Annotated in this window: 31 protein-coding genes; 10 read left to right on the top strand and 21 right to left on the bottom strand. The window is 56.5% G+C overall.

Features of this window, described 5'->3' with window-relative positions:
• The first annotated feature begins 35 nt into the window (after window positions 1-35).
• From N3G78_08280 to N3G78_08270, 3 genes are all read left to right on the top strand, one after another.
• Window positions 36-1,061 (top strand): DNA-directed RNA polymerase subunit alpha, encoded by a 1,026-nt coding sequence (locus N3G78_08280; protein ID MCX8117910.1) that lies wholly within the window; start codon window positions 36-38, stop codon window positions 1,059-1,061.
• Between the two features lie 14 nt (window positions 1,062-1,075).
• Window positions 1,076-1,561: a 50S ribosomal protein L17 gene (gene rplQ, locus N3G78_08275; GenBank protein ID MCX8117909.1), complete on the top strand. Its 486-nt coding sequence runs from the start codon at window positions 1,076-1,078 to the stop codon at window positions 1,559-1,561.
• Window positions 1,562-1,691: 130 nt separating this feature from the next.
• Window positions 1,692-2,606 (top strand): MBL fold metallo-hydrolase, encoded by a 915-nt coding sequence (locus N3G78_08270; protein ID MCX8117908.1) that lies wholly within the window; start codon window positions 1,692-1,694, stop codon window positions 2,604-2,606.
• A 112-nt stretch (window positions 2,607-2,718) separates the two neighbouring features.
• On the opposite strand, the gene N3G78_08265 is transcribed toward N3G78_08270, so the two are convergent.
• Window positions 2,719-3,306 carry a hypothetical protein gene (locus N3G78_08265; GenBank protein ID MCX8117907.1) on the bottom strand — a complete coding sequence of 196 codons (588 nt, stop codon included), beginning with the start codon at window positions 3,304-3,306 and terminating at the stop codon, window positions 2,719-2,721.
• 242 nt (window positions 3,307-3,548) lie between these two features.
• On the opposite strand from N3G78_08265, the gene N3G78_08260 reads away from it, so the two are divergent.
• The 4 genes from N3G78_08260 to wrbA are packed head-to-tail and all read left to right on the top strand — an operon-like array spanning window position 3,549 to window position 6,496.
• The gene (locus tag N3G78_08260; protein ID MCX8117906.1) at window positions 3,549-4,421 is read left to right on the top strand and encodes a M20/M25/M40 family metallo-hydrolase; all 873 of its coding nucleotides are present in this window, start codon (window positions 3,549-3,551) and stop codon (window positions 4,419-4,421) included.
• A 10-nt stretch (window positions 4,422-4,431) separates the two neighbouring features.
• Window positions 4,432-5,019: a SagB/ThcOx family dehydrogenase gene (locus N3G78_08255; protein MCX8117905.1), complete on the top strand. Its 588-nt coding sequence runs from the start codon at window positions 4,432-4,434 to the stop codon at window positions 5,017-5,019.
• Window positions 5,020-5,029: 10 nt separating this feature from the next.
• A complete protein-coding gene (locus N3G78_08250; GenBank protein ID MCX8117904.1) occupies window positions 5,030-5,839 on the top strand; it encodes an alpha/beta hydrolase in 810 nt (269 codons plus the stop codon).
• Between the two features lie 45 nt (window positions 5,840-5,884).
• The gene (gene wrbA / locus N3G78_08245) at window positions 5,885-6,496 is read left to right on the top strand and encodes an NAD(P)H:quinone oxidoreductase (protein MCX8117903.1); all 612 of its coding nucleotides are present in this window, start codon (window positions 5,885-5,887) and stop codon (window positions 6,494-6,496) included.
• 9 nt (window positions 6,497-6,505) lie between these two features.
• Here the strand turns inward: wrbA and N3G78_08240 are convergent, their stop codons facing one another.
• Window positions 6,506-7,045 (bottom strand): Fe-Mn family superoxide dismutase, encoded by a 540-nt coding sequence (locus N3G78_08240; protein MCX8117902.1) that lies wholly within the window; start codon window positions 7,043-7,045, stop codon window positions 6,506-6,508.
• 430 nt (window positions 7,046-7,475) lie between these two features.
• Complete coding sequence (locus N3G78_08235; protein ID MCX8117901.1) at window positions 7,476-8,711, bottom strand: MFS transporter; 1,236 nt, start codon at window positions 8,709-8,711, stop codon at window positions 7,476-7,478.
• A gap of 63 nt (window positions 8,712-8,774) precedes the next feature.
• On the opposite strand from N3G78_08235, the gene N3G78_08230 reads away from it, so the two are divergent.
• Genes N3G78_08230 through N3G78_08220 form a run of 3 tightly spaced genes read left to right on the top strand, consistent with a single transcriptional unit; the run spans window position 8,775 to window position 11,267 of the window.
• Complete coding sequence (locus tag N3G78_08230) at window positions 8,775-10,274, top strand: CoA-acylating methylmalonate-semialdehyde dehydrogenase (GenBank protein MCX8117900.1); 1,500 nt, start codon at window positions 8,775-8,777, stop codon at window positions 10,272-10,274.
• 19 nt (window positions 10,275-10,293) lie between these two features.
• Complete coding sequence (locus N3G78_08225; GenBank protein MCX8117899.1) at window positions 10,294-10,731, top strand: hypothetical protein; 438 nt, start codon at window positions 10,294-10,296, stop codon at window positions 10,729-10,731.
• Window positions 10,732-10,760: 29 nt separating this feature from the next.
• Window positions 10,761-11,267 carry a gamma carbonic anhydrase family protein gene (locus N3G78_08220; protein MCX8117898.1) on the top strand — a complete coding sequence of 169 codons (507 nt, stop codon included), beginning with the start codon at window positions 10,761-10,763 and terminating at the stop codon, window positions 11,265-11,267.
• A gap of 4 nt (window positions 11,268-11,271) precedes the next feature.
• Here the strand turns inward: N3G78_08220 and N3G78_08215 are convergent, their stop codons facing one another.
• The 18 genes from N3G78_08215 to N3G78_08130 form a co-directional block, all read right to left on the bottom strand.
• Window positions 11,272-11,430 (bottom strand): rubredoxin, encoded by a 159-nt coding sequence (locus N3G78_08215; protein MCX8117897.1) that lies wholly within the window; start codon window positions 11,428-11,430, stop codon window positions 11,272-11,274.
• Window positions 11,431-11,695: 265 nt separating this feature from the next.
• Window positions 11,696-12,142 (bottom strand): ferritin family protein, encoded by a 447-nt coding sequence (locus N3G78_08210; GenBank protein MCX8117896.1) that lies wholly within the window; start codon window positions 12,140-12,142, stop codon window positions 11,696-11,698.
• An 85-nt stretch (window positions 12,143-12,227) separates the two neighbouring features.
• On the bottom strand, window positions 12,228-14,330 hold the full coding sequence (locus N3G78_08205; GenBank protein ID MCX8117895.1) for a cation-translocating P-type ATPase: 2,103 nt from the start codon (window positions 14,328-14,330) through the stop codon (window positions 12,228-12,230).
• 76 nt (window positions 14,331-14,406) lie between these two features.
• Window positions 14,407-15,165: a ferritin family protein gene (locus N3G78_08200; protein MCX8117894.1), complete on the bottom strand. Its 759-nt coding sequence runs from the start codon at window positions 15,163-15,165 to the stop codon at window positions 14,407-14,409.
• 32 nt (window positions 15,166-15,197) lie between these two features.
• On the bottom strand, window positions 15,198-15,719 hold the full coding sequence (locus N3G78_08195) for a type 1 glutamine amidotransferase (GenBank protein MCX8117893.1): 522 nt from the start codon (window positions 15,717-15,719) through the stop codon (window positions 15,198-15,200).
• 254 nt (window positions 15,720-15,973) lie between these two features.
• Window positions 15,974-16,159 (bottom strand): hypothetical protein, encoded by a 186-nt coding sequence (locus tag N3G78_08190; GenBank protein MCX8117892.1) that lies wholly within the window; start codon window positions 16,157-16,159, stop codon window positions 15,974-15,976.
• Window positions 16,160-16,210: 51 nt separating this feature from the next.
• The gene (locus N3G78_08185) at window positions 16,211-16,693 is read right to left on the bottom strand and encodes a 2-oxoacid:acceptor oxidoreductase family protein (GenBank protein ID MCX8117891.1); all 483 of its coding nucleotides are present in this window, start codon (window positions 16,691-16,693) and stop codon (window positions 16,211-16,213) included.
• Window positions 16,694-16,818: 125 nt separating this feature from the next.
• Window positions 16,819-17,868, bottom strand: a complete 1,050-nt coding sequence (locus N3G78_08180) for a thiamine pyrophosphate-dependent enzyme (protein ID MCX8117890.1) — start codon at window positions 17,866-17,868, stop codon at window positions 16,819-16,821.
• Entirely contained in the window at window positions 17,865-18,905 is a 1,041-nt protein-coding gene (locus N3G78_08175; GenBank protein ID MCX8117889.1) for a 2-oxoacid:acceptor oxidoreductase subunit alpha, read from the bottom strand. Before N3G78_08175 ends, N3G78_08180 begins: the two co-directional genes overlap by 4 nt.
• On the bottom strand, window positions 18,902-19,096 hold the full coding sequence (locus tag N3G78_08170) for a 4Fe-4S binding protein (protein MCX8117888.1): 195 nt from the start codon (window positions 19,094-19,096) through the stop codon (window positions 18,902-18,904). The genes N3G78_08175 and N3G78_08170 overlap by 4 nt, the downstream gene beginning before the upstream one ends.
• Window positions 19,093-19,671, bottom strand: coding sequence for a flavodoxin family protein (locus tag N3G78_08165; protein MCX8117887.1), 579 nt, complete (start codon window positions 19,669-19,671; stop codon window positions 19,093-19,095). Before N3G78_08165 ends, N3G78_08170 begins: the two co-directional genes overlap by 4 nt.
• Complete coding sequence (locus N3G78_08160) at window positions 19,668-20,870, bottom strand: SAM-dependent methyltransferase (GenBank protein MCX8117886.1); 1,203 nt, start codon at window positions 20,868-20,870, stop codon at window positions 19,668-19,670. Before N3G78_08160 ends, N3G78_08165 begins: the two co-directional genes overlap by 4 nt.
• Window positions 20,867-21,121, bottom strand: coding sequence for a hypothetical protein (locus N3G78_08155; GenBank protein ID MCX8117885.1), 255 nt, complete (start codon window positions 21,119-21,121; stop codon window positions 20,867-20,869). Before N3G78_08155 ends, N3G78_08160 begins: the two co-directional genes overlap by 4 nt.
• Window positions 21,122-21,258: 137 nt before the next feature.
• On the bottom strand, window positions 21,259-21,468 hold the full coding sequence (locus N3G78_08150; GenBank protein ID MCX8117884.1) for a hypothetical protein: 210 nt from the start codon (window positions 21,466-21,468) through the stop codon (window positions 21,259-21,261).
• A 29-nt stretch (window positions 21,469-21,497) separates the two neighbouring features.
• Window positions 21,498-22,445 (bottom strand): phosphatidylglycerol lysyltransferase domain-containing protein, encoded by a 948-nt coding sequence (locus N3G78_08145; protein ID MCX8117883.1) that lies wholly within the window; start codon window positions 22,443-22,445, stop codon window positions 21,498-21,500.
• Between the two features lie 15 nt (window positions 22,446-22,460).
• A complete protein-coding gene (locus N3G78_08140) occupies window positions 22,461-22,817 on the bottom strand; it encodes a response regulator (protein ID MCX8117882.1) in 357 nt (118 codons plus the stop codon).
• A gap of 53 nt (window positions 22,818-22,870) precedes the next feature.
• Window positions 22,871-23,017, bottom strand: a complete 147-nt coding sequence (locus N3G78_08135; protein MCX8117881.1) for a hypothetical protein — start codon at window positions 23,015-23,017, stop codon at window positions 22,871-22,873.
• A gap of 400 nt (window positions 23,018-23,417) precedes the next feature.
• Entirely contained in the window at window positions 23,418-24,827 is a 1,410-nt protein-coding gene (locus N3G78_08130; protein MCX8117880.1) for a sigma-54 dependent transcriptional regulator, read from the bottom strand.
• Window positions 24,828-24,955 lie beyond the last annotated feature (128 nt).

Genomic DNA, 24,955 nt, shown 5'->3' with positions numbered 1-24,955 from the left:
TCTTTCTCACCCCTTTTTAGGAAAAGGGAGGCGATATGGTTCAAAAAAGCTGGAAAGACCTGATTCGACCGAAGCGATTGGAAGTGGAGAAAGAGACCCTCACCCCTTTCTATGGGAAGTTCATGGCGGAACCCTTCGAGCGAGGGTTCGGCATCACCATCGGAAATTCTCTCCGGCGGATCCTCCTCTCCTCCCTCCAAGGGGCGGCGATCACCTCGGTGAAGATAGACGGCGTCCTCCACGAATTCTCCACGATCCCCGGCGTGAAGGAGGACGTCACCGAAATCATCCTCAACCTCAAAGAAGTGAGGCTTAAACTCCACACCGAAGGGCCCAAGACGGTTCGCGTCAAAGCAGAGGGGCCCGGCGTCTTGAAAGCGGGCGACATCCAGACCGGGGATGCGGTCGAGATCCTCAACCCCGATCACCCGATCGCCACCCTCTCCCGGGATGCCAAGCTCAACATGGAGATGACGGTCAAGATGGGAAGGGGCTATGTCCCTGCGGAACGGAACCGGGACGAAAACATGCCCATCGGAACGATCCCGATGGACGCCATCTTCTCGCCCATCAAAAAGGTGAACTATACCGTGACCAATGCCAGGGTGGGGCAGATCACGGATTATGACAAATTGACCCTTGAGGTCTGGACAGACGGAAGCCTCACCCCCGAGGAGGCCGTCGCCCATGCCGCCAAGATCCTGAAGGATCAGCTCTCCATCTTCATCTCCTTTGAGGAAGAAGAGGAGGAGGAATCTTTGGCTCCAGAACCGCAGGAGGAGGCCGAGCCGCTGAATGAGAACCTTTTCCGAAGCGTGGACGAGCTCGAGCTCTCCGTCCGGGCGGCCAACTGTCTGAAACATGCCAATATCAAGCTGATCGGCGATCTCGTCCAGAAGACCGAGGCGGAGATCCTGGCCACCAAAAACTTCGGCCGAAAATCCCTCAACGAGATCAAGGAGGTCTTGGCAAAGATGGGGCTCACCCTCGGCATGAAGATCGACAACTGGCCTTACAAAGCCAAGAAGGAACAAGAGGGGACCGAGGCCGAGGCCCCCTGAGATAGGAGTTCAGCATGAGGCACCGCGTTGCAGGAAGGAAATTGAGCCGACACACCAAACATCGGGAGTTGATGTTCAGGAACATGCTGGTCTCGCTCCTTCAACATGAGCGGATCCGGACCACGCTGGCCAAGGCCAAGGAGCTCCGCATCCTGGCCGACAAGATCATCACCCTGGCCAAGAAGAACACCCTCCACGCCCGGAGGTTGGCCTTCGCCCGACTTCGAAACGAAACCATCGTGAAAAAACTCTTCGACGAGATCGCCCCCAAAATGGGGGATCGCCAAGGAGGATATACCCGGATCTACCGGCTGGGCTGGCGGCAGGGCGATGGGGCCCCCCTCTCCCTCATCGAACTCGTCTCCTACGCCCCGGCCGAAGAGAAGAAGCCATCGACGGTCGAAAAGGCCAAGGCGATGATCGGAAAGGTGGCCCCGAAGAAGAAAGCGGCCCAAGGGAAAGGGGCGAAGAAGCCCGAGAAAAAAGAGAAGGCGAAATGACCCTGCGGGCTGACCCAAAGACAGCGGGCCCTGTGCCTTTCTTAAAACGGCACGGGGCTTTTTTGTCTTTGCCATCCTCCTTGAATCCTCCCCCCGGGGCTTGCGATTCCTCCCGAAAAGGAAGGGAAGGATGAGGGTCCGACGTCCAGGCAAAATTCGAGACGGCCTCTGGTATCTGGGCCGAAGGGAGAGCGGAATCTACCTCCTCGAAGGGCAGGAGAGCTCTCTGCTCATCAGCGGAGGGATGAGCTACCTCGTCCCGGAAGTCCTCCACCAGATGAGAGCCTTCGGGATCGAGGAGAGACGGATCGGAAAGGTCCTGATCCTCCATTCCCACTTCGATCACATCGGGGTCGTCCCCTTCTTCAAACGAAGGGCACCCGAGATCGAGGTCCTGGCCTCTCAACGGGCCTGGGAGATCCTCTCCATGGAGAAGGCGATCGCCACCATCAACGAATTCAGCCGCGAGGTGGCGACGCGGATGGGCATGGACTCTCTCCTCTCGGAATACGACCTGGAGTGGAGAAAGGACATCACGGGAAGCCCCCTCCAAGAGGGGGATCGTATCGACCTGGGGGGCCTGGAGGTCATCGTCTTCGAAACCCCTGGCCACTCCTCCTGCTGCCTGGCGGCCTATGTACCGGCCTTCAAGGCACTGTTTCCGACGGATGGAGGGGGAATTCCCTTCGGGGAGACGATCGTTGTTTCAGGGAACTCCAACTTCACCCGATATCAGGAGAGTCTGGAACGTCTGAGGGAACTTCCGGTTGAAATATATGGCGCCGATCATTACGGGTATGTCCTCGGGGAGGAGGCCCGGACCTTCATCCCCCAGACGATCGAGATGGCGAAGAGGAAACGGGCCGAGATGGAGGAGGCCTATCGCGCTACCCGGGATATTGATGCAGCGGCCAGGAGACTGATCGCCTCTTTCTATGAAGAGCATCCCGACTACTTTCTCTCCCCCGAGATCTACTTCGATGTCCATCGTCAGATGATCCGCCATATTGCGGCCGCCCTGGAAGGAAAGGGGAGCGCACCATAGGGCCCTTTGCCCCCGGCTTACACCCCCAAAGCCCCCGGGAAAGAAAAGGGCTTTACGAAACGATCCCGAAGATCGTCCCGTAAAGCCCTTTCGATCCTTTTAAGAAATCGTCTTATTTCTTAGCCGGTGCCGGTTTCGCCCCAGGGGCCGTTAACTCCTTGAAGGTTTGGCCCCACTTTTCGATCACTCCCTTGACCTCTTCCAGCTTGGCCTTCGCCCCTGCGGGATCGGTAGGGATCAGCTCCTTTGCCTTTGCCAGCCCTTCCTGGATTGCTTTAACCTCTCCGGCCCAGGCCTCCTTTTTCTCCTTCAGCTGCTTCTCCAGCTTTTTGGCAGTGGCTTCCAAGTCTTTCCAAGCCGACTCGAGCTGGCCAAGGAGCGCATTGGCCTCCTCCGTCAACGCCTTCTTACCCGCGGCGACCGCCGAGGCCGCCTTTTCAAAACCGGCCTTGGCATTAACGTAGCCTTCTTTGGCCTCTTTATACTTCTTCTCCTTCATCTGGGACTCTGCAGTGTCCCAGGTTTTCTTCTCCGCCTCGAAATCCGGCCCGGCATATTTCTCAGCACCCGCCGAAACTGCCGCCTCCATGGCCTTCTTGGCCGCTTCCCGCTCTGCCTCCGGTGGCTTGGCACACCCCGATCCTATCAACCCTAACGCGATCACCAGAGTGAGACAGACCCATACCCTTACCGTTCTCATCAGCCCATACCTCCTTTGACACGGAATTGATAAGCCGTTAGGAATTATAATGAAACATGGGGACCATTTCAAGCGGGCGAAGGGCTTCGGAGGCGAAATCTTTTAAGGACCTCCGGTCGTCGCCTTCGCCCCTGCCCTGGATCGACCCTCGGCCAGAGGCCCCGTCCCCAGGGTCCGAGATAATAGACCCGGTTGGACGGGAAGGGTGGAAGAGAGGACCCAAATGGAGTAAAATTGGGAGGATGGTGCCTTTTCCGTTTCATAAAGAGAAGGTGATGGAGCATCTCTACCGTCATGTGGAATCGCTCGCCGTCACGATCGGCGAGCGCCATCTCTGGAAGGGAGATTCTCTCCAAGAGGCGGCCAACTATATTGAATCGGCATTGTTCGCTGACGGTTATCCGGTCGAGCGCCAGACCTACCCCTGTTATGGAAAGACGGTCTCCAACCTGATCGCCGAAAAGAGGGGGAAGGAGGAGGCCACGGTGGTCATCGGCGCCCATTACGATACGGTTCCTGGCACGCCGGGGGCAGACGACAACGCCTCAGCCGTGGCAGGCCTCCTTGAACTGGCCAGGCTCCTCCGAGACCTTCCGAGCCGAAAGACCCTCCTCTTCGTCGCCTTCGCCAATGAGGAGCCGCCCTGTTTCGGATTCTCTAACATGGGGAGCATGGTCTTGGCTAAAACCCTCAAAGAGGCCTGCCGTCCCGTCGAGGTGATGGTCTCGCTCGAGATGATCGGTTACTTCCGGCCAGACCCAATTCAAAACTACCCCCTTCCGATTATGAGACACTTCTACCCCGAAAGGGCCGATTTTATCGGGGTGGTCGGGAATTTTCGGTCAGCCAAATACGTCTCCCTCTTCAGGAAGGGGATCAAGAGACATGCCTCCCTGGACGTCAGGTCCCTGACCGGCCCCGAGTTCTTCGGAGGGATCAACCTTTCGGACAATTCCTCGTTCTGGCACCATGGGTTCAAGGCCATCATGGTGACCGATACTTCCTTCTTCAGAAACCCCCATTACCACCAGGAGACGGATCGGATCGAGACCCTCGATTTCGACAAGATGGCCGAGGTGGTCAAGGGTCTCCAAGGGACATTGTTGGAAATGTAGGAGGGTGGCCGTGAGCCGAGAAGTGAAGCTCCCGAAGCCTTTCGACAGAGGGTCGATCTCCATTGAGGAGGTCCTCAACCAGAGGAGATCGGTGAGGGATTATCAAAAGGCGGGTCTCCGGCTGCAGGAGGTGGCGCAGCTCCTCTGGTCTGCCATGGGAAAGAATCTCCACCGCAGGACCGCCCCCTCTGCAGGAGCGACCTATCCCCTTGAGATTTACCTGGTGGCCGGAGAAGCAGAAGGGCTCAAGCCTGGTCTCTATCACTACTCCGTCCCGAAGCATAGCCTGGAGGAGATAAAAGATCAGGATCTTAGAAAAGCCCTCTGCCGGGCCTCCCTTGATCAGAGGATGATCGAGCGAGCTCCGGTGAGCCTCGTCATCGCCGCCGATTATCATCGAACCACCCGTGCTTACGGTCAGAGGGGGATCCGTTATGTCCACATGGAGGTGGGCCATGTGGGACAGAATGTTTCTCTCCAGGCGGTCGGCCTGGGGATGGGCACGGTCATGATCGGCGCCTTTGACGATGCACGGGTCAAGGAGATCCTCGGCATCGAGGAGGACCCTCTTTACATCATCCCGGTGGGAAAGGTTTGATCTCTCCTGTTTGACGAAAAAGAGAGTGGCCATGCCGGACTACACCCTGCTCGACCATCCACTCCTACTTTCCTTCATCTTCTACCCGCGAAAAGAGGTGACCCCCTGCCCGGCCAACGGGTTCGATCTCATGGTCCCGGTGGGCCCCTCGGTCTCGGTCGCCTGCCGCTTCTACCTGGGCCGACCGGAATGGCCATCGATCCTGTTCTTTCATGGAAACGGTGAGGTCGCAAGCGATTACGACGGGACCGCCTTCTTCTACCATCAGAAGGGGACCAATCTGATCGTGGCCGATTATCGGGGATACGGGGCCAGCACGGGCACGCCTACCCTGACCGACCTCGTCTCTGATGCCCCCAAGATCCTCGAGGCCGTCAGGGAAGAATTACGGAAGAGAAACGCCCATCCTGGCCTCTATGTGATGGGAAGATCTCTCGGAAGCATCTCCGCCATCGAACTGGCCTATCGCCATCAAGATTCTTTCCGGGGCATGCTGATCGAGAGCGGCTTTACGAGCGTGGTCCGGATCATCCGCCACCTCGGAATTCCGGCGCCCTTAAGCCCCCTCGAGGAGATCGATCGGGCCTGTGTGGGGATGATCGAACAGATCAGGCTTCCCACGCTCATTCTTCACGGCCAGAACGATACCCTCGTCCCCTTCGAGGAGGCCGAAGACCTCTACCGCCATCTCGGGTCGGAGAAGAAGGAGCTCCTCATGATTCCAGGGGCAACCCATAATGACATCCTGATCGTTGGGTTGAAGCGATATTTCGATGCGATCGGCCGGTTCGTCAAAGAATCATCGGCCCTCTCCCCCTGAGCCATCGTCTCGGATGGGGGGATCGATAGAAAGGAGGCAGAGAAGATGAAGGTATTGGTCGTTTACTACTCCCTGTATGGTCACGTCCATCGCCTTGCCGAGGCCGTTGCGGAGGGAGCCAGGGAGGTCCCCGGAGCGGTGGTCGAAATGCGGAGGGTCCCCGAGACGTTGCCGGAGGAGGTGCTCAAGAAGATGGGCGCGCTCGAGGCCCAGAAGACCTTCGCTCACATCCCGATCTGCCAGGTCGACGAACTGGCCTCCGCGGATGCCATCCTCTTCGGAACACCGACCCGTTTCGGAAACATGTGCGGCCAGATGCGCCAGTTTCTCGATGCGACGGGGCAGCTCTGGGCAAAGGGCGCCTTGATCGGGAAGGTCGGAAGCGTCTTTACCAGTTCTGCGACCCAGCACGGCGGTCAGGAATCGACCCTCCTCAGTTTTCACATCACCCTCCTCCATCACGGGATGGTCGTCGTGGGACTCCCTTACAGTTTTCAGGGGCAGTTGCGGATCGATGAGATCACGGGGGGCTCACCGTACGGGGCCTCCACCATCGCCGGCGGGCAGGGAGAACGGATGCCGAGCGAGAACGAGCTGGCCGCCGCGAGGTTCCAAGGAAGGCATGTGGCCACCATCGCTCTCAAATTGACCCGATGAGGAGGGGGGTCACTTCAACCGGGCCTCCACGGCCTTCCAGTCGATGTTCTTGAAGAAGGCCTCGATGTAGTCGCCTCGCCTCAATCCATAATCGAGCATGAAGGCATGTTCGAAGACGTCGAGGACCAAGAGGGGATTTGCGGCCGCGGGGTGGCCGACCTCGTGTTCGTTGATCCAGAAGTTGAAAAGCCTTCCGGTCTGGGGGTCTTGATAGAGGATCGCCCATCCAATCCCCCGCATCATCCCGGTCGCCTTAAAATCCCTCTCCCAGAGGTCATATCCTCCAAATTCGTCGGCGATCCTCTTGTAGAGTTTTCCCGTCCTGTCGGGCCCTCCCTTGCCCCCCAGGTTTTCGAAGTAATATTCGTGGAGCCTCATGCCATTGAATTCCCAACCCAATCGCCTCTTCATCTCTGCATATTCGGGCGACCCTGCCCTTCCGTCTCGGAGCATCTGAGCCAGGATCTCCAGGAGACGATTGGTGTTTGTGACATAACCCTGATAAAGGGCGAAATGGTTCCTGAGGAGGGGTTCGCTGAACCCCTCCATCCCGATGAGCCGGCTGTAATCCCTGGCCACGTATTTTTTCTCCCCTATCGGACCCTGGGCAAAGGAAAGGCCGGGCCCTCCCGAGAAAAATACAAGGCCCCCGAGACCGAAGACCTGTAAAAACCCGCGGCGACTTAATTCGAACCTGCCCCTCCCTCCTTTTTTCATGGTCCCCTCCGATGGTCGGGGCCTTAACCTAAGGCCCAGAACAACCCGATGAGAGCGCCGATCGCGACGCTCACGTAGGGGTTGCAGGTAAGCGTTCAGGCGCTTCCGATCGAACGGGTCAGGAAGCTGAGGAGAAAACCCCCAAGCCCTCCGACAAGCATCCCCAAAAAGATTTTCAAGACCATCCCATGCCCCCTCTTTCTAAAGGTTAGCATTGAAAGGGGGTGAAATCAAGGAGAGAGGGGGGAGCGTCGGGGCCGGACTATCTTCGGCCCTTCGAGAAGGCGTAGAAGAGAACGCTGGAGGTCATCCCTAAAAAGCAGATAAAAAAGGCGAGATGGTAGGCCTCGGCAGGATAGGAGTCCCCCGTCTTGGGAAAGGCCTCGATCACCCTTCCCAAGAAAGGCATGAAGAGGGCGGCCCCTGCCATGGTGAAGAAGTTGATATAGGTCATCACCGTTCCCGAGATGGTGATGGGAAAGAGATCTTTCGCATGGGCGTAGATCAACATTCCGAAGCCATGGAAAAAACCGATCGAAAAGAGGATCAGACCGAACAGAATAGGATGGTCGATCTTCCAAAATCCGCTGAGGGGGAGAAGGCTCAGGCAGTAGAGGCTCAACCCGGTTAAGGCGACCCCTTTGCGGGATCGGAGATAACGATCCGAAAGACGGCCGCCGATGGGACTCCCGGCGATGATCCCGATGGCCAGCAGGATGATCAGGTTGCCGGCCTCAAGCGGTGAAAACCCCTTGATGGAGATCAGATAAGGTCCCAGCCACAACCCCTGGAGGCTGACGAACGTCCCGTATCGGAAAAAGGCTAAAACCCCCAATTGCCAGAAGGCAAGGGAACGAAGGATGAGGCGTATCGATTGCCAAACGCTCATCCCGGTTTCCTCAGGGGCAGACGGAGCCCCCCCTTCCCCGTTTTTCGTCCTCAGGGCCCAGAAGATCAGAAACCCCAGAAGAAGCGTTACCAATCCCGTCAAGAAGAAGGTCTTCCTCCATCCAATGGCCGAGGTGAAATAGGCCAGGGGCGAGGCGGCAAAGATATTTCCGAGGGTGCCCACCGCTGAGATCATCCCCACCAGGGTGGCGAACTGGTTCGGGGGAAAGTGAAGCGTAAAGGCCTTAAAGGCGCCCATCAGCATGGGGGCCATCCCGGCCCCGATCAGGATCCGTCCGGCGAGAACCGTGGGAAAATCTTCTCCGAAAGAGAACAGGACGGCCCCGGTAGCCCCGATCATACAGGAGGCGGACATGATCCATCGTGGTCCGATCCGGTCTAACATCGGCCCCATGGGAATCTGGAGGAGGGTAAAGGCGTAAAAGAAGGCGCCGCCGAGGAGGCCCAGCATCTCCGCGTTGAGCCTCAGGTCTTGGATCAGGTTGGGTGCGATCACCGCATTGGAGACCCGATAAAATTGAGAAAGGACGAATAAGGAGGAAAGGACGAGGAAGAGGAGGAATCTTCGGAATCCGGTCGGATACGCCATCTCGGAAACAGGCCCATCGGGAAGGAAGGCGATCTTTACAAAACGGTCTCGACCAAGTATATTATGAAGGTTCGAAATAAATCAAGCTCGATCGGGAGGAAAACGGGAGTGCTCACCAAACGGGTCAAAAACTATATCAACGGAGAATGGGTGGAACCCAAGGTGAAGGAGTACGGCGACATCTGGTGTCCGGCCACGGGTGAGAAGATCGGGGAGGTCCCCTTTTCCACGGCGGAGGACGTGGACCGGGCGGTCCAGGCGGCCAAGGAGGCTTATTGGGAATGGCGGTGCACCCCTCCCCTGACGAGGGCGAGATACTTCTTTAAACTGAAAAACCTCTTCGAGGAGGCCTTCGAGGATATCTCGCGCATCCTGGTCACCGAGGAGGGCAAGACCCTTGACGAGGCCAGAGGAGAAGTGCGACGGATGATCGAGAACGTCGAACATGCCACGGCCGTCACCACCTTGATGACCGGCTACAACCTCGAAGATGTCGCCCAGGGGATCGACTGCACGGCCGAACGCCAGCCCGTGGGCGTCTTCGGGGTGATCGCTCCCTTCAACTTCCCGGCCATGGTGCCCTGGTGGTTTTTGCCCTATGCCGTGGTCTGCGGGAATACCTACATCGTCAAACCCTCCGAACAGGTCCCGATGACCCAGACCCGGATCTTCGAGTTGATCGACGAATGTGGCTTTCCGGAAGGGGTGATCAACCTGGTCCATGGGGCAAAGGAGGCGGTCAACGGGATGCTCTACCATCCGGACATCAAGGGCATCTCCTTCGTGGGCCAAAGCTCGACGGCGCGCTACGTCTATAAAGTCTGTGGGGAAACGGGGAAGAGGGTCCAGTCCCTCGGCGGGGCGAAGAACTTCATCCTGGTGATGCCCGATGCGGAGCTGGACAGGCACATCCCCTCGCTCCTCACCTCCTTCTTCGGGTGCGCCGGTGAACGGTGCCTCTCGGGCTCGGTCCTGGTCGCGGTGGGAGAGGTCTATCAGGAGTTGAAAGAGAAATTTGTAGCGGCCGCCAAGGCGCTCAGGGTCGGAAACGGCCTCGAAGAAGGGGTCCAGATGGGACCGGTCATCTCGAAAAAACACAAGGAGAAGGTCCTCGGATACATTGAGAAGGGAATCCAGGAAGGGGCCAAGTTGATCCTCGATGGCCGGGACATCAAGGTAGAGCGATATCCCAACGGGTTCTATGTCGGCCCGACGATCTTCGACGAGGTCCATCCCGAGATGACCATTGCCAAAGAGGAGATCTTCGGACCGGTGGTCTCCCTCATCCGGGTGAGGGACCTGGACGAAGGCCTGAAATTGATCGAACAGAGCGAATATGGCAATGCCGCCTGTATCTATACGACGAACGGAAAGACGGCCAGAGAATTCAAGTACCGGGCGGTGGCCAGCATGATGGGCATCAACCTCGGCATCGCCGCCCCCATGGCCTTCTTCCCCTTCGGCGGGACCAAGGGGTCCTTCTTCGGTGACATCAAAGGCCATGGCCGCGAGATCATCCAGTTCTTCACCGATACGAAGGTGGTCATTCAGAGATGGACATGATTTCCCAGAGAGGACAGAAATGAGCTTAAGCACCTTCGGCGCCATCTTGGGGTTTGCCGCGGAGATGGTGCAGGCTTCGAGAGATACCTATGAGGTCCTGGTGGAAAAGGCCAAAACATCTTCCATCAGAGAAGCCCTCCAATCCCTCCTCGCCGAGGCGAGAAAGAATCTCTCCCTGATGGAGCAGACCCGGAGGGAGAACGTGACCGAGATGATCCTGGAACCCGTCGCCGGCCTGGAGAGGAAGGATTACGAAATCGAGGTGGAGGCCTTCGGGGGCTCCGAAGACCGCCACCTTCTCGAGGTCGCCCTCTCCCTCGAGGAGAGAGAGCGCCGATTCTTTTGGGAGGCATCGGAGAAGGTCCCGATCCCTGAAGTCTCTCGCCTGTTCAAAAAGATCGCCAAGACGAAGGAGGCCTCCATCGAAGCCCCGCGAGGGATGACCTGCCCCGTTTGACCCCTTGAGGTCCCCGGAAGGAAGCGAAGATGATCCTGGAATTCAACGGAAAACGGCCGAAGATCGACCCGACGGCCTTCATCGCCGAAAGCGCGATGGTCATCGGAGAGGTGGAGATCGGGCCGGAAAGCAACATCTGGTTCTACAGCGTGGTGCGGGCGGATATGAACTTCATCCGGATCGGTTCCAGGGTGAATATCCAGGATGCCTGCGTCCTTCACATCGACAAAAAGCTCTATCCCCTCCTCATCGAAGACGAAGTCGTCCTGGGCCACCGGGTCGTGGCCCACGGGTGCACGATCAGACGAGGGGCCCTCATCGGAATCGGGGCAATCCTTCTAAATGGATCGGAGATCGGTGAGGAATCGATCGTGGGGGCCGGCTCCGTCGTCACCCCGGGGACCGTCATCCCCCCGAAAACCTTGGCCCTCGGGGCCCCTGCCAAACCGGTTCGTCCCCTCCACGAGAAAGACTTGGAGATGGTCCGCGACACCCATCAGGACTATCAGCAGTTGATGAAGCTCTACGGCCGCTGAGCTCTCAAATCTTCTCGAACATATCTTTGGGAGCCCCACAGACCGGACAGACCCAGGAGTCAGGGACTTTAGCAAAAGGCGTGTTGGGAGGAACGCCCCCGTCCTCATCGCCTTTGGCGGGATCGTAAACATAACCGCAGACCGAACACTTATATTTCTCCATGCCATCCTCCCATGCGTCGTTGGAATTTCAAATCCCAAATGCCAAGCTCCAACCCATCCCTCCTCCTCAAATCTCAATCTCTAAGACCAGGAGCACCGCGACGAAGCCATCTGGCCAAGACCCTCCGCTGAGTGACCGTGGGGTGATTTCGGGGGATTGCCCCGCCTCCCCCGCAAGGACGCTAACCCCCCTGATCTCGTTTGCCTTTGTCCTGGGGCATGAATGATCGGAATCTATTTGGGTAGAGGGGGGAAATGCTCGGGGATTACCTCAGGATCTCGTCATCGTAGATCTTCTCCAGCCTCAGTTTATGTTTGGCCTCCTCGCTTGCCAGAAACTCAAAGAGCTTCTTCAATGCCTCATCCGTGTGGGACTCCTTCATATCCGTATAGAGTTTGAGGGACTTCTCTTCCCGTTTCATGGCGATCCGAAGGATGTCCGCATAGGAGAGGTCCGGGGTCAGTGCCACCTCCACCATGTAATCGCTGATGTGAAGGTCTGGGACCTGCTCAATCCGTTTCTGGGCGATCTTCTCCATATTCAAATTTTCCAAGAGCTTTCGGTGCCCCTCCTCTTCCTTCGCCAGAGACATAAAAAGCTCCTTCCCGCCGGAGTATCTCGCCTGCTGGCTGGCCTGGGTGTAAAACTGGAAGGCCTCCACTTCCTTGTCGATCGCAAATTGCAGGATTTCCCTAAATCTCCCCTCTTCCATGGGAGGACCTCCTTTCCAGAGGGAAATTGCCCCCATTGTAATAGAAACGAGTCGCCCGGGTCAAATGCAAAAAAGGTTTCGCCCCTCATCGAGGTTTCCGGAGAAGCCTCATCGAATTCAGGATGACCACCAGGGAACTGGCCTGGTGAAAGAGCGCTCCAAGGATCATGCTCACCCATCCCTGGGCCGAGAGGAAGACCAGCAGGGTATTGAAGAGGAGGGCAAAGGCGATATTCTCCTTGATCACCCGGAGGGCCTTCCGGGAGAGGCGAACCGCGGTGGGGATCTTCTCCAGTTCGTCCGTCATGAGGGCGATGTCGGCCGTTTCAATGGCCACGTCCGTCCCCCCAGCCCCCATGGCGATGCCCACGTCCGCCGCCGCCAAAGCGGGCGCATCGTTCACCCCGTCACCGACCATGGCCACCCCTTTCCCCCTCTTCTTCCACGCCTTCACCTTCACGACCTTCTCCTCGGGCAGGAGGTTTGCTTCGAATCCGATCCCCAGCTCCTTCCCGATCCGTTCGGCTACCCGGGGGCTGTCCCCCGTGAGCATCCAGATCTCGGAGATCCCTTCCCTGCGAATCCACTCGATGGTTTCCTTAACGTTCTCCCTCAGGGTATCGGAGATGGCGATCAGGCCGATGAATCGGTGATCGAGCGATACCAGCAGGACCGTCGCCCCCTCCGATTCTCGTTGACCGATCATCTCGGCGGCTCGAGGAGGAAGGCTGACCTTCTCCTCTTGCAAGAACGGAGCACTGCCCACAAGGAGGCTCTTTTTACCGAAACTGGCCTTCACCCCCTTCCCCCTGAAATTTTCGAACGTATCGGGGTGGGGAATGGGGAGACCCATCTCCTGCGCTTTTCTTTCGATAGCCCGGGCCAGGGGATGTTCAGAACGTTTCTCCGCGACGGCAGCCCAGTAGAGGACCTCTCGCTCATCCAACCCCTCCCATCCGACGACCTCCACCACCCTCGGCTTCCCATAAGTGAGGGTGCCGGTCTTGTCCAGGAGGAGGGTCTTTATCCTGCCCATCTGCTCGAGGTAGGTCCCCCCCTTGATCAAGATGCCTTGTCTGGCCGCATGCCCGATGGCAGCCACCACAGCGGTCGGAGGGCCCAGGACTAAGGCACAGGGGCAGGCCACGATCAGAACCGTGATGGCCCGGACGATCTCCCCCGTCGCCAGAAACGTGACAAGGGCGATGCCCAGGATGGCTGGGATGAAGTATCGGGCAAACCGGTCCATCACCCTCTGGGTCGGGGACTTCTCCCTCTGGGCCTCGAGGATCAACCTTTTGATCTGGGCGAGCTTGGTATCTTCGGAGACCTGGCTCGCCTCGATCTCGCAAGAGCCCGCCTCGTTGATCGTCCCACAATAGACCCGATCGCCCACCCCTTTGTCAACAGGACTGGATTCTCCGGTGAGCATCGATTGGTTGACCGAGCCGCACCCTGAGATGATCGTGCCGTCTACGGGAATTCTCTCACCGGGCTTGACGATGACGATCTCCTTCGGTTTCACCTCCTCCACCGGCACCTGGACCTCCTCCCCTCCCCTCCTGACCCAGGCCGTCTTCGGTGTCAACTGGATCAGGGAGGTGATCGCCTTCCTCGTCCTTCCCACCGTGAGGTGCTCCAGGAATTCGCCGAGGAGCATGATGAAGAGGACCGTGGCCGCCTCCTGATAGGCCCCCACCGCGGTGGCGGCTATGGCGGCAATGGAGACGAGGGTATCGACGTTTAGGTCGGGGATCAGGAGGGCCTTGATGGCACTCTTCAAAATCGGATACCCACCCAGGATCGAGGCAGCGAGGGCGAGCAACGTGGGGAGATTGGCCGTTCCGAGATGGAGCCATCCGGAAAGATAGGAGGCCCCCAGCGTCGCGCCACAGGAGGCCATGAAGAAGAAAGGCCTCATCTCTTTCCAGAAGGCCTTCGTCCGCTGGGCGATCGAGTCCCTGACCACATAACCGGGCTTGGTGATCGCCCTTTTGATCTTCTCCTCCTCCACCCGGTGGGGATCGTAATAGATGGTGGCCGAGGAGAGGACATAACTCACCTCCGCGGAGAGAACCCCGGGCAGGTGTTCGATGGATCGTTCGATGTTGAGGGCGCAATCGGCGCAGTGAATGCCTTCGATGTCGATGGTAAGTTTCGTTGGACCTTCGATCTTCCTATCTTCCATCCCTGAAAAAGAAAGGCCCCTGGCTGTTTCCGCCGTTCCTTTCCCCTATGGGGGCGGGGGACCCTTGCGGGATCGGTCAGTCGCCCCAGCTCCAGATCCCCTTGTTGTGAAGGCTGTAGTATTGATCGTTGAGGACCTTCTCGTGCAGGGCCTCCTCTTCGGCCAGCCTTCGGTACATCTCTTTTCCCTTGGGGTCTCTCGTCAACTCCGCCAGGGTTCGATAATAGTGTTGCGCCTTTTTCTCCTCCTGGATGGCCATCTTCAGGGCATCCAATTCGGTGAGATCCTCTTTCTCTGGAAGGTCAGGTACCAAGGCGATCTTCCTGATCTTCAGGTGGGTTCCCTCATAAGGAATCCACTCCCCCTTCTCCTCCAGGGATTGGAGCAGGGCCTTCAGCTTCTGAAAGTGGTTCAGCTCGAACTCGGCCAGCTGCTGGAACATATCTCTCCCCTTGGGATCCCTCGTCCCCTTGGCCGCTTTGGCATAGGCCTGGTGGGCCTCCTTCTCCGCTTCCATGGCGACCTTGATCGCCTTCAAATCCTCCCGGTCGGTCCAGTGGACCTCCCTCCCGCAGGTCTGGCAGATGAGCCCCTTCTCCCTTTTGAGGACGTCCTCGACGCTGTCGAATCCTTCCAGCGTCATATCCGCTTCGGCCCCGCAATTCTGGCAGGCGAAGGTGCTTTCATCGTGAGGTTCGATCTCCACCTCCTTCCCGCAGGCCTTGCAGACCCCTCGTTTGGCCCTCCGGAGGACATCCTCCACCCGGTCAAACCCTTCGAGGGTGATGTCCGCCTCCGCACCACAGTGTTGACATGCATAACTCTCTTTCAACATCGCTCATGCCCCTTTCTTGCTTAAAAATGAACCTACCGAGACAGGGCCTCGATCATCTCCCGGCAGAAGGCGGGGAGATCGTCGGGCTTTCTCGAGGTGATGAGGTTTCCATCCCGGACGACCTCAGCATCCACATACTCTGCCCCTGCGTTGATGAGGTCATCCTTGATCGCAAAAAAACCCGTGGCCTTTTTCCCTTTTAAAATGCCGGCCGAGACGAGCATCCAGCCCGCATGGCAGATCGCCGCGACCACCTTTCCTTTCTCAAACGCCTCCCGGACGATCCGAACCATTTCGGGGTATCGCCTCATCAGATCCGGGGCATAGCCTCCCGGGACGACCACCCCGTCGATCTGCGAGACGTCGATCTCTCTTGCCTCCCGATCCACCTCCACCGGGTACCCATACTTGCTCGTGTAGGAGCGTGAACTACCGGAGCCCACGAGTATCACTTCGGCCCCCTCCTCTTTCAACCGATAATAGGGAACCCATAACTCAAGGTCCTGATAGAGATTTTCGGCCAGGATCACCACCTTTTTCCCTTTGAGCCTCATGGGGATCCTCCTCTCTAAAACGATCCTTTATCCCTTCGGCCCCCTCAAAAAGGAGGGCCTCTCTCGAGGTCGTTAGATTTCTCCTTGCGTGTCCTCTGGGGGCTGCCGTCAAGGGAAGAAAAGACTCCTTCCCAAAGGCCGGCTTCCCCTCTGCGGAAACCCATCGAGTAGCGTCTCAGGACAGACCCGTAGGGTTTGACCGCTTTTGCCGAAGCGCTCATCCTAAGGAAAAATCTCCCAAGGGAGCGGGAAGACTATTCCTTAACCGGTTTCTCCTGTTTGCCCATCAACCTGGGATCGATATTTCCAGGCCCCCCGCAGTCCGGAATATAACAGGTCACGTTGTTGAAGGTACAGGCCTGTTGACAGGATGGGCACCTTTCAGGCGTGGTCTCGGCTCCGAAGGTATAGCCGCAATTGGTACATTGCCATTGGGTCACGCGGATCACCTCCTTTCTTCCCCCTCACCCCTTTTTCTCCGGATGAGACAATCAATCTTCATACAGGTTGAGGTCATAACCCATTTGGATGGCCTTCAAGTTCTCCTTCACGTACGAACGAGGCAGAAGTTTCTCGAGTTCGATGTGGCTGATGTCGAGTTCGATCAACCGGAAGAGACGCCCCAGGGCGATCATGTTGCCGAAAATGGCCTGGCCGAATTTTTCGATCCCCATCATTCCGAAGGGGATTTCTTCATCCGAACAGAGTCCCGTGTCGCAGATCGTCTTCTGGGCGATGAGTTGGTCCCCCCTCTGGTGGAGGCGAATGAGGATGTCCGCCTCCTCGATCAACGGATTTTCGATCGGTTTCCGGTCATAGGTGAGGTAGGCCGAGATCCTCTGGTTCCGGATGGAGGAGTCGTAGTCGTAGAGGAGGGCCACCTCATAACCCAATTCCTTCAGGGCCATGGCCAAGACATGGGAGATGACCCTGACCGATTGACCGCCGATGCCTGCAAAAACGATCCGTTTCATTCCCGTCTTCCCTTCAACCTTCCTGAGACTTCGCTCTTCTTGTCTTCCAATACCCCAAAGATCACAACCTCCCGAGCCCCTCGTTATTGAAGAGGGAGAGCGGGGGGGTATTGTTTGGCCTCGACTTATCCCTCTTTCAGCCTCCCGACAACAGGAAATCTGAAAATCAGCTCCTCCCCATGGGGCGCAAGGTCGATCTCGTGGGTCAGGTCCTGACCCGCGAGGTGGCACCGCATCCTCTTCTCCCCCTGAAAAAGGGGACTCGATGAAAGATCGTAGACCTTTCCCTTATAACCGACATAGATGGGCCTTCCCTGGGTTCCATCGAACTCCCGGAGTTCCTCTAAGCTAAATCCCCTAAGGTCCTTTTCCGGAATCTCCTTTCTTTCCTCCACCTTTTCCTCGGGCTTTACCTCGGCCTCGACCTCCCTCGCCTTTTTGGCGATCCCGAGCTCGTCGTCTCCCAAGCGATCTCTCGCCCCTTCGACGATGTGGAACCGTTCTTCGAACCATTTAAACATCTGAAAGGCCGTTTTGAATCCCAGTCTCCTTCCGTTGAGTTCGATGCAGTCGCTGATGATGTCGACGAAGCTAAATCCCTCCCAGAGCAAGGCTTCCCGGATGCAGGTCTTGAAATGGTTGAGATGATAGACGGTGGTCCTGGCATAGAAATAGGGGGCCTGGCTTGTCAGGAGGCGATTCAGGCGGAGGGGGGAGAAGGGTTCTCCACGGGGGGAGGTGATGGTCTTCGTCCCTCTGGGGGTGGTGGGCCCGGCCTGGCCGCCCGTCAACCCATAGATCTCGTTGTCGTTGCAGAAGACGGTGATATTCGGATTTCTCCTTGACACATGGAGGAGATGATTTCCGCCGATGCTGGCAAGGTCACCATCTCCCGAAAGCACGATGACGTTCAGATCGGGCCGGACCCTTTTGATGGCCTCCGCAGCGATGAGGGCCCTTCCATGGGGCGTATGGACCGCATCGAGGTTCATATACCCGCCCATCCTCCCCGAACATCCGATCCCGGAGACCACCACCGTATTTCGATGGTCCCAGCCCAGCTCTTTCAAGCCCATCGCGACGTTCTTCAAAACCGCGCCGATCCCGCACCCCGGACACCAGGTATGGGGAAACCGTCTCAATTTCAGAAGCTCTTTATAAGACCGATCGATCATCTTCCCTTCAATCGCTCCTCGATCTGAGCGGTGATCCAACGAAGTCTGAACCCCCCTCCCAGGCACGCAACCCGCATCACCCTCCGACCGGTGGCCCATTCCACCCAGGAGGCATACTGTCCATCGTTGCCTTCGATGACGATGACGTGTCGGTAAGGTTCGGTCACCTCCCTCAATTCCTTTTCCAGGACGGGATAGATTCGAACCGGTCTGAAGAGGGAGAAGCGTTCTTTCAAGGGGGAGAGGATCCTCGAGGTGATCCCGAAGGCGATGAGCAAGGTATCCGAATCCTGACGGGGTAGGTATTCGAAGAGGGGATACTTTTCGGCGACCTTGAGATGTCTTGCCTTCAGATCACCCAGCCAATCCCGGTAGGCCTCTGGGTCGTTCGTCTTCACGTTTCCCATCCGGTCGTGAGCCGTTCCGGTAAAGAGCCTCTGGCCCCGGCCCAGGGGTTCTTTCCTACGGGAAGCCACTTCGATCTCGATGGCCTCCAGATCCACAACCTCATAAAGATGGGACAGGAAGGCATCGGAAAGAAGGACCACCGGAGAGAGGGACTCCTCTGCGGCATTGAAGGCGATGACCGTCAGTCTGAAGGCCTCTTCAACGGAATTGGGATAAAAGGCGATCGGGTAATAGTCTCCGGCGCTCCCCCCTTTGATCTGGAGCAGGTCGGACTGGGCCGGCTGGGTGGGCATTCCCGTCGACGGCCCCACCCTCATCGAATTGACAATGACGCAGGGCGCCTCCACTGCATGGCCCCATCCAATCGCCTCCTGCATGAGAGAAAATCCGGGTCCCGAGGTGGCCGTGAAGGACTTGGCGCCTGCAAGAGAGGCTGAGATGGTGGCAATGGCGGCGGCGATCTCGTCCTCTGCCTGAAAGAACTTAAATTCCGGATCCTCCTCGGCCCGAAGGGCCGCCTGTTGGAGGATCTCGGAGGTGGGCGTGATCGGGTAGCCCGCGAAGTAGGTCGCCCCTGCCCGGAGGGCTCCCCGGAAGATCCCGTCATTTCCTGAAAGGAGTTGTCTCATCTTGCCTCTTCCATCACCTCGATGGCGATGTCGGGACAATAGCGTTCGCACTGATAGCACCGGATACATCCCGGTTTCTCGACGATCTCATCCCGTTCCAGAGAGAGGACGCCGACAGGACAGACCTCCACGCAGAGGATACAGCGTTTGCAGTAATCTTCATTCCAAAGGACATTGAGACGAGGCTTCATCGATCTCGGACCAGACGCCTTCCGGCTTCAAAGGCCTGCTGAAGGGCTTCGGGGTATTTGAGGATCTCGCCTTTTCCGTCAACCCCTCGAAAGAGAAGCTCCCCTGCATACTCCGCATTGAAGGTATCGAAGAAATATTTAACTGTGAGGATGGCCCCCTCGAAAACCCTCTTCCCTTTGGTTGCACCCACGGAGATGAAAAACCCCTTCCTCCTCCTTCCCTCCTTCCCGAGGCCCGGATCTTGGGTGAGATACTTCCTCGCCCAGAGGGCCTGGGAGCGGTCGATCAGGGCCTTGACCCAGGCCGTCACCCCGTAAAAGAAGATGGGCGAAGCCAGGACGATGACATCCGAATCGATCAGTCTGGGATAGATCTTCTCCATGTCGTCCAGGATGACGCAATGGCCGGTTTCATCGCATCCGTGACACTCCGTACAGGGGGTGATGACATAGTCGACGATATAGAGACGATCCACCTCCGCCCCTTCTCCTTCCGCGGCCTTCAAGGTCTCCTCCAGCAGGAGCTCGGTATTCCCTCCCCTTCTCGGACTTCCGAAGATTCCCAGGACCTTCACGGGGAACCCCTTTCTGGCGTGATCGGCTTTGGGGAGCGAAGGGGGACATCTGGAGACAAATCCGGCCAGGGAATGGTCTCGAGGTCTCTCAATCCATCGAGGTGGGGTTGCCCCACCCCCTTCCCCTGGATCAACACCTGATAACTCTCCCCCATCCCTGCTTCAGGTTCGATCAAATGCATCAGGGAGAGCCTCATCTTCAATCCCTCCAGATTCGAGAGATCCTGTCCGAGGAAGTCGGCTTCCTGGAGTATGCCGAGGGCGATGAGAAACCGGTATTGCGGGACGAGGCCGAGGAAACGGAGGCCCACCTCCTCTCCCTTTCGGATGAGGTCGGTAAAATTGACATGGGAGGTGAGATCCTGTTCCCCCAGATGCTGGTAAGGATTGGACGAAGTTCGATGTCGAAAGTAACCGAGCAGCGTCCCGTGACAGCGATGGGGGGCATAGCGTTCTTCCGCCAAGTAACCATAATCGATCGTCAGGACGAAGCCCCTATCGAGAAACCGGCCGACGTTCTCCATCCAGCGGAGCGCCCTGAGATTGACCTCCGTCCGATACCCCTCCGGCAGACGAATCCCTAAGGAATCAAAGTAGGTCAGGAGGGCCGGGTCAGAGGGTTCGCCCAACACTTCCTTCAATTCGCCTCGATCTTGGGTGACGTAAATCTCTTTCAAGCGGCCCCCCTCCATCACCACTCGATGAACCGGAAAGGCGTCTATCAGTTCGTTGGAGAGCACGCAGCCGGTGAGGCGATGGACTCCCTTTTCGAAAGTTTCGGGATCGATCCAAGCGACCCGCCCCTCTTTTTCAAAAGAGGAGAGGCGATCCCGCTGCTCCTCTATGAGATGGGAATTCGTTTCAAGGAGAAGATAGCGAAGACGACGGAAGAACTCCGGAATCTTCTCCCGGGCCCACGTTAAGATATCCAGACAGAGAAACCCCCTGCCCCCTCCGATCTCGAGTACCTCAAAAGGTCCCTGGCCCATCCCATCGGCCATCTGGGAGAGCTGTCTTGCAACCATTCCTCCGAAAAGGGGATGGACACAGGGGGCTGTATAATAATCCCCCCCCTTCCCCGCTCTGACCTGGCCTGACCGGTAATATCCATATTGGGGGTGATATAGACACCATTCCATGAATTGAGCAAAAGGGACAGGCCCCTCCGCTTCGAGACGGGAGAGGATGAACGCCTTCAATCCGCCTTCGCGGGATTGCGGGGTTTCTTCCATATGCACAGGAGTTCTCGCCGGTGGTAACCGGATTGCACCAGCTCCCATCCCTCCTCGCCCCTCTTTTTGAATAGGGTCTCAAGCCATTGGATGCCGGACCGGAAGGTGTCGTGGACGAAACACAGACCGTCCTGGTCGCATTGGATGACCTGTTCTTGGCTAGCTTGAGGGGTTTCGGGGATTTGGTGGAGGGTGATCTCATATTCCCACCGGGTCATCGCCATTTCCTCCCTTGAAGCGTTTCCAGACGATCCATCGAACATCTCCCTTTTCGTCGAAACGGGGTTAGACGAAATTTTAACATGTTTTTAAAAAACTTTCTTTGCTTTTTTCGTCAGCCCATTGGGAGGGAGGATCAGGCTTCGTAGGTCAAGACCCGTATCAGCCCGATGGTGGCGCCGGTGTTGTCCGTGGTGGTCGTGTCACTGACGGAGATGACATTCTTGATCCGGTTCTTTTCGAGAAACCGGTTGACCTCCTCATCCAAGGCCTTTATCTCTTTGATCGTCTTGAATATCCTCAATTCCGTCGTAAAGGTTTTGACTTTGATCCGTTTCTTCTCCATGGAGATCTCCTTTCAATCCTTCTGCCTGTTTACCCTTTCAGCGACAGGGAATACTTATGAACCATATGATGAGGGAAATAGGATTCCTTGGCCCTTCTCAACCCCTCCTCCCCTAAATCCTGTTCCCGGTTGACGTAGGTGAAGGAGGTCCATTGGTGCTCTAAAAACGCCTGGTTGAGGGCGGGGTAGAGCCCGTCAAAGGCGGGGTTGGCCTTCTCGATGTGGATGACGACCGTGTCCGGGTTGAGGGGCTCGCCTAAGGTGAAGGCCTCGACCTTCCCGTCGATCAGGATCGCTCCGCCTTGGATCTCCAAGGCCTCAAAATGGGCCAAGGCCTCCTTGATCGCAAGGAATTCCTGGCTCAGACCCGGATCGGCCTCGCAATGTTTGAGGTCACACCAGCTTGCCTGAAGGTCCAGACATTGCGAGATCAGATCAGGGGTCAGAGGGACATATTGATGAGGGTACTGTTCTTTAAAGCGCTTGATATGGTTTCTTTTCCGGTGATACTTCCTCCCCCGCAGGTAGACCAGGTCCTCCACAGAGTAAACATAATCCGAGTTGTCTCGATCATATTCGAGGGCGAAACCCTCGGCCTCCCAATCGAAAAGGGAAAGCGTCTTCTCAGGGACGCGGGCGATTTGGGCCACCCTCCCTTGCCCCGCCATCGTCCGCAGCAGCATTCGGCAGCAATCGACCAGATCCCCCTCTCCGATGGGGGGGAAGAAAAAAGAGGAACCTCCTTTCTCGGCGAGGAGGCAGAGAAACCCTCTGTAGCGGGAGAGTTGAATCCGGTAGGCCTGCCGCCAGATGAAAAGGTTGGTGAAGGTAAATTCAGAGATGAGAGGGGGGTAGGTACGAAAGAGGTGGGTCAGGAGGGGTTTGTGCTCGAAACCAAGCGCCTGGGTCCCGGGGAATTCCGGCACCTCCCGCCACAACGCTTCCCAAGAGGAGGGACTTGCCTGTTCTCTTCCCATTGCAGAGGCAATCCTTTACTTGAGGAGGTGACTGACCATGGTGCAGATCTCCATCGGATCAAAGGGCTTATAGATAAAGCCATAAACCCCCAGATCGATGGCCTCTTTGAGAAACGGATCTCCCCTTTCTGAAACGATCAGAAGCGTTCTGACCTGCCTTAGTTTTTTCAGGTCGAGCAGGAGCGCCTTTTCACGCACACCAGGGGTATCTATGTTGAGAATGAAGACCTTGAGGGGCTCTTGTGTTAAAAGGGTCTTTACCTGGGAGCCGCTTTCCAAAACCAAAACTTCATAACCATCCCTTTCGAGACATTCCCTTAAAAACCCTCTATTGGCCAAATCATGATCGACGATGCAGACCTTCCCTTTCACCGTTTACCCCCACTTTAGAGCGATTTTTTTTGAAATATCCTCTAAAGAGGGAGCTAACGTTTCCTCTGCTCGCGGCGATTTTCGATGATAACGTTATCCACGATCTCGCCACAGAAGATGCATCTCCAACCGAAGAAGTCCTCGGAGATACCGAAGAACTTCTCGTAGACCATGACGCCACCGCAACGCATGCACTTCATGTTTGCCTCCTTCAAAAAAGAAAAATTAGCAATAAACATACCAAAAAGTTTAACAAATTTTTTCAGGTAAGGAGCGCTTATCCGAACAGAAACGATTTATCCGATCGGGCAGGAAAAAGGGTGGGTTCGGAATGACTTTTGACGTTTAGGTTAAATTTTTAATAAATTCAATAAATTAAAAAGCTAAATCCCTCCTCTTCTAAGGGGATCGAAATCCAGAGATGTTCCATTCATTGACCATCCAGAAACATATCGGGGAGGCCAAAACCTCAGGGTTTGGCTGTAAAAATATGGCCCTGTTTAATTTCGGACACAAAATCATGCCAAAGCCGTCTTAACATTAAATTAATTTTTAAAAATCAATTAGTTAAATTATTGTCTAATTTTAGACACCCCTGGTTCAGTTTCCATCTTTTAAAAGCCCATACTTTCTTATCTTGCCGTAGAGGGTGGATCGGGTAATATTCAATTTTTTCGCAGCTTTATGTTTATTCCAGCCCATCTCTTTCAACGTCTTCAGGATCAGGTTTTTTTCAAAATCCTCAAGGGTAACAGGCTCTCCGCTATCAATCGAGTGTTGCAGTAAATTCCTCGGGAGATCCTTCGGTGTGATGACCTCCTTTTTGGCGATGATGACCGCATGCTCGATGACATTCTCCAGCTCCCTTACGTTGCCTGGCCAGGAATGTGCCAAAAAGATCTCCATGACCTCGGGGGAAAAATCGACAATGGGTTTGGCCTTCTCCTGGGAAAACTTTTTCAGGAAGTGATGGGCGAGCAACGGGATATCGTCTTTCCGCTCGCGAAGAGGCGGGACGAAGATGGGGATTACATTGAGCCGATAATATAGGTCTTCCCGAAACGTTCCCTTCTTCAAGGCCTCGGTCAAATTTTTATTGGTGGCAGCGATGACCCTCACGTCCACCTCAAGGGTCTCCTCGCCGCCCACCCGCTCAAACCGGTGGTCTTGCAAAACGCGCAGGAGGAGGATTTGGGTCGGGGGTGAGATCTCGCCAATTTCGTCCAGGAAGATCGTTCCCCCATGGGCCAGCTCAAATCTCCCGATCTTTCGGCGAATGGCCCCGGTAAACGCCCCCTTCTCATGTCCAAAGAGTTCGCTTTCGAGAAGGTTCTGGGAGTAGGCCGAACAGTTGGCAATGACAAAAGGCTTGTCCTTTCTCAGGCTGTTAAAATGGATGGCCCTGGCGATGAGTTCCTTGCCCGTGCCGCTCTCCCCCTGGATCAAGACCGTGGAATCGGTGCCGGAAATATCGGAGATCAGCTCAAAGATCTCCTGCATCTTGCTGTTTTTGCCGATGATGTTCTCGTAACTGTATCGTTTCTCGAGGGCCTGGGTGAGGAGGATGTTCTTGTTCCGCTCCCTTCTCAGTTCGTCATGAAGGTCCTTGATGCGGAGCATGACCCGCACCTTGGCCAAGAGTTCCTCGTTGATGAAAGGCTTGGTCAGATAATCATCCGCGCCGAGGCTGAGTCCCTCGAGCTTATCTTGAAGGCTCGACCGAACGGTCAGGATGATCACGGGGATAAACCGCATCACCTCATCCTCTTTGATCCTCTGACAGAGTTGTCTTCCATCCACATCGCCCAACATGACATCGAGAAGGATCAGATCAACCGGCCCCTCGTCCAGGGACCTCTGCCGTTCCTTCTGGAGAAACCTCATGGCCTCTTCACCAGAAAAGGCCGAAAAGACCTGGTAGCCCTCCAGCCCCAGAAGAGTCGCGATCATCTCGACAGTGTCGGGCTCGTCATCGACGATGAGGATCCGCTTGGGTTTCGGCTTATCCATAGGGCTTATCTGAATAGTTTATATGACCGAGCCCGGCTCGTTGTCAAACGGATAAAGGTTCGGTCCCTTTAAGGATTGTAAAACCTTGGGGTCATGAGGTTTGGCAGGGTGGAATCTTTTCTCGCAGC

The organism is Thermodesulfobacteriota bacterium, assembly GCA_026415035.1.
Classification (GTDB): Bacteria; Desulfobacterota; BSN033; order BSN033; family UBA1163; genus RBG-16-49-23.
This window is presented reverse-complemented; position numbering and strand designations above follow the sequence as displayed.